Source organism: Streptomyces phytophilus (genome assembly GCF_013870535.1).
GTDB lineage: Bacteria > Actinomycetota > Actinomycetes > Streptomycetales > Streptomycetaceae > Streptomyces > Streptomyces phytophilus.
In genome coordinates, this window is record NZ_JACBXC010000604.1 from 1 (window position 1) to 3,618 (window position 3,618).

At 70.5% G+C, this 3,618-nt stretch carries 4 protein-coding genes; all 4 read right to left on the bottom strand.

The window, feature by feature from the left end:
• Positions 1-986: serine/threonine-protein kinase (locus H5J30_RS22075; protein ID WP_258563471.1), on the bottom strand; the 986-nt coding region annotated here is incomplete at its 3' end.
• A gap of 45 nt (positions 987-1,031) precedes the next feature.
• On the bottom strand, positions 1,032-1,577 hold the full coding sequence (locus tag H5J30_RS22080) for a helix-turn-helix domain-containing protein (RefSeq protein ID WP_037748024.1): 546 nt from the start codon (positions 1,575-1,577) through the stop codon (positions 1,032-1,034).
• Positions 1,578-1,755: 178 nt separating this feature from the next.
• The gene (locus H5J30_RS22085; protein WP_181789126.1) at positions 1,756-2,652 is read right to left on the bottom strand and encodes a class E sortase; all 897 of its coding nucleotides are present in this window, start codon (positions 2,650-2,652) and stop codon (positions 1,756-1,758) included.
• A gap of 49 nt (positions 2,653-2,701) precedes the next feature.
• A partial coding sequence (locus H5J30_RS22090; RefSeq protein ID WP_181789127.1) for a class E sortase occupies positions 2,702-3,618 on the bottom strand: 917 nt, incomplete at its 5' end.

Consider the following 3,618-nt stretch of genomic DNA (forward strand, 5'->3'; position numbering starts at 1 on the left):
GGACCGTTACCTTGACCGGCGCCGAGTCCCGTACCGGGCCCCGCGCCGGGACCGGCCTCCGGGCCCGGCGCGGACGTCACGTCTTCCCCGGCCCGTACCCCTGACCGCTCGGGGCCGTCAGGCCCGAAGCCCACCGGCAGCGGCCCGAGCTGGTCGAAGACCTCCACCGGCTCCTCCGCCGGATCCAGCTCCGGCAGCAGCTCCGCCGCCTCCGCCAGCGCCTTCCGCGTACCCGTCGCCGTGCGGAACCGCAGCTCCGGGTCCGGTTGCAGCAGGCTCGCGAGCACCTGCCACAGCGGTTCCGGCACCCCCTTCGGGGCCGGCGGCACGCCGTTGTTCAGGTACATCTCCACCAGTGCCTGGCTGTCCGGACGCTCCCCGGTCAGCAGGTACAGCGCCACCAGACCCACCGCGAACAGGTCCGCGGGGAAGTCCGGTTCGGCGCCCAGCATCTGCTCAGGCGCGAAGTAACCGGGCGTACCGACGACGAAGTTGGTGTCCGTCAGCCGCGGCTCGCCCTTGCGCATGGAGATGCCGAAGTCGGAGAGCCGCAGGTGGGGGCGGCCGGTGCCGGTCGCCTCCAGCAGCACGTTCGCCGGTTTGATGTCGCGGTGCACGATGTTCTCGCCGTGCACCGCGGCCAGCCCGGCGAGCAGCTGGTCGAGCAGCAGGCAGACGAACCGCGGCGGGAGCGGCCCGTAGTCGCCGATCAGATGGGCCAGTGAGCCGCCGCCCACCAGGTCCATCGTGAACAGCACCTTGTCGTCGTCGGCCGCCCAGCTGGCGGGTGCCAGCACGTGCGGGTGGTCGATGCGTACCGCCTGCTCGCGGACGAAGCGCAGCAGCGTGTGCGCGTCGCTCTGCTGCAGCACCTTGGCCGCCACATAGCGCCGTCGCCGGTGATCCCAGGCGCGCCAGACCGCGCCCACCCCGCCCCGGCCGATCGGATCGATCAGCTCGTACCGCCCAGCGAAGACCTCACCCATGCTGCTGCGCCCGCCCCTTGTACGGTTTATTGGTAATTCATTCGGTTATGACTGATGCGCTTCGTAATGTGCAACTGCGTCGGCGGTTCGGCCGGCGCCGTACACCCGGAGGAACTCTGCCAGCTCCGGATGCGTCGGCGCGAGCCGGTCCGCCGCGTCGATGATGTCGCCGGCGGCGGCGACCGAGCGCAGCAGCGACTGGATCTCCCGTACGACGCGACGCACCGTCGTCGATCCGGTCGACGACTGCGTCTGCGTCGTCCCGAGAACCGCCCCGCCCGCGCTCTTGCGGATGCCCTCCATCCGTTCCGCCGCCTCCGCCGCCGAAACGCTGCCGCTCGTGACCTCCGCGGCCAGCTCCTGCAGCGCCTGTACGCGCTGTACCACCGACGGATTGCCGATCTTCGCCCGCTGCCCGCTCATGAGCTGCGACAGCATCGGCGCCGAAATACCGAGCACGGCGGCCAGCCGTGCCTGGTTGAGGCCGAGATCGTCGATCAGCCGCCGGAACAGCACGCCCAGCGGTTCGCCATACCAGCTTCGCTGTAGCTCTCGTGCGCGTTCGCTGGTGTCCTGCCGTGGAGCTCCCATGCCGTGCGGCCTCCCCAGATGTCCCCGAGTCCAGATTCGCGCTTGCGAACTGCATCCTACGGAGCAGGACCGCCCCCAGACAGACCTCGGGGAGGTGAGATAACCGGGACGCGTTCTTCCACGTCCGCGAGGGTCTACGCGTGCCAACCCAGCAGCCGTCCGCGGTGTCGGACAGGGCCTAGGACAGCTCTGGCGGCGGGGTGCGCTCCTCGTCGACGCGGTCCACGCGCTCCAGCTCGCCCCAGACGACGTAGCGGTGCCGGGAGGTGTACATGGGGGTGCACGTGGTGAGCGTGATGTACCGGCCGGGCTTCGTCTTCCCGGACTCCTCCGGGACCTCGTCCAGCACGCCGGTGTTGTACTTCGAGGTCTCGGAGAGCACGGCGTACGTCTTGTAGACGAACCAGCGGTCCTTCGTCTCGAAGACGATCGGGTCGCCCTCCTCTACGCGGTGGATGTCGTGGAACTTCGCGCCGTGCCCGTCGCGGTGGGCGGCGAGGGTGAAGTTGCCGCGGCGGTCCCAGGGCATGGCCGACTTCCGCGGCTCGGTGTAGTAGCCGGCGACGCCCTTGTTCAGGTCCTCGGTCGCCGTGCCCTTGCGGACGAGGACGTTCTCCTCCATCGCGGGCACGTGCAGGAAGCCGATGCCGCCCTTGAGGTCGCCGATGTCGACGGGGCGGGGCTTGCCGTCGTCGGGGGTGTTCTCCCAGGAGTCGCGGAGGTCGTCGGTCATGCGGCCGGCTTCGCGGTTGGCCTGGACGTTGGTCCAGTACAAGGAGTAGACGACGAAGAGCGCCATGAGGACGCCGACGGTGATCAGCACCTCGCCGAAGAGGCTGACGGCCCCGGCGAGGAGGCCGCGGCGGCCGCGGGGGCGGGGGCGGGGCGCGGTCCCGCCCTCCTCCGCCGACTCCGCCGACTCCGCCGACTGATCCTGCTCCCGGTCCTCCGGTGCCTCTGCCGCGGCCTCTTCTTCTACGCTCCTCTTCGCGGCCTTCTCCGGGGCCTCGGGCGCAGCCTCTTCCGCGGCCTCCGCTGCGGGTCTGCTCTCCCGCTCATCGTCCGTCGCTGCCACCGCTTCCCCGTCCGTTCCGTCCCGCCGGCCGCCGGCCCGCCCGTACCGCTCAGTCCATGAGCGCGTCGGGCTTGCCCTTGCTGCGCGGACGCTCCTCGATCATCTTGCCCCAGACAATAAGCCGATATTTGGACGTGTACTCAGGCGTGCAGGTCGTTAGTGTGACGTAGCGCCCCGGCTCGGTGAATCCCGACCCCTCGGGCACCGGGTTGATGACGTCGGTGTTCGACGGCGAGGTCGACGGGAGCGTGCTGGACACCTCGTAGATGTAGTACGTGTCCTTGGTCTCGACGATGATCTCCTCGCCCGTCTCCAGCTTGTTGATGTACCGGAAGGGCTCGCCGTGGGTGTTGCGGTGCCCGGCGACCGCGAAGTTCCCCTTCTCGTCCCACGGCATCGCGGTCTTGAGGTCGCCCTCCGAGTAGTGGCCGAGGAGCCCGCGGTCCAGGACGTTCTGCTTGTCGATGCCCTGCGCCACCGGGCGGTTCACGTCCAGCGACGGGATGTGCATGATGGCGAAGCCCTCGCCGGCCTCGAACGCGCCCGGGTCGCGGGCGTCGGCCTTGCCCGCGCCGTCGCCGCGCTTCCACTGCTCCTCCAGCTGCTTGGCCTCCTGCCGCGACTCGCGGTCGGCGAGGACGTTGGTCCACCAGAGCTGGTACACGACGAAGAGGAGCATCAGCACGCCGAGCGTGATGAACGACTCACCGGTGATGCGGCTGATCAGCACGGTGCGCTGCTGCTTCGCGGCACGGGCGGCCTTGCGGGCGGCCATGCGGGTGCCCAGGGCGCGGGCGACGTTCAGGGACATCGTCTGAACGGTGCGGTCCTCGCGGTCGCCGCGGCCTTCGCCCGGGGGTATCCCGCGGCGGCGGGCGGCGGGGGCGGTGCCCCAGGTGAGGCGCTGGTCCGCGGTGGCGTTCGCGGGCTGGTCGGGGGTACGGGCCGCGGGGGCGGGGGCGGACG

Bases quoted from the DNA above. Each gene is read 5' to 3' on its own strand.
- H5J30_RS22080 (WP_037748024.1), bottom strand. From the start codon at position 1,577: ATGGGAGCTCCACGGCAGGACACCAGCGAACGCGCACGAGAGCTACAG.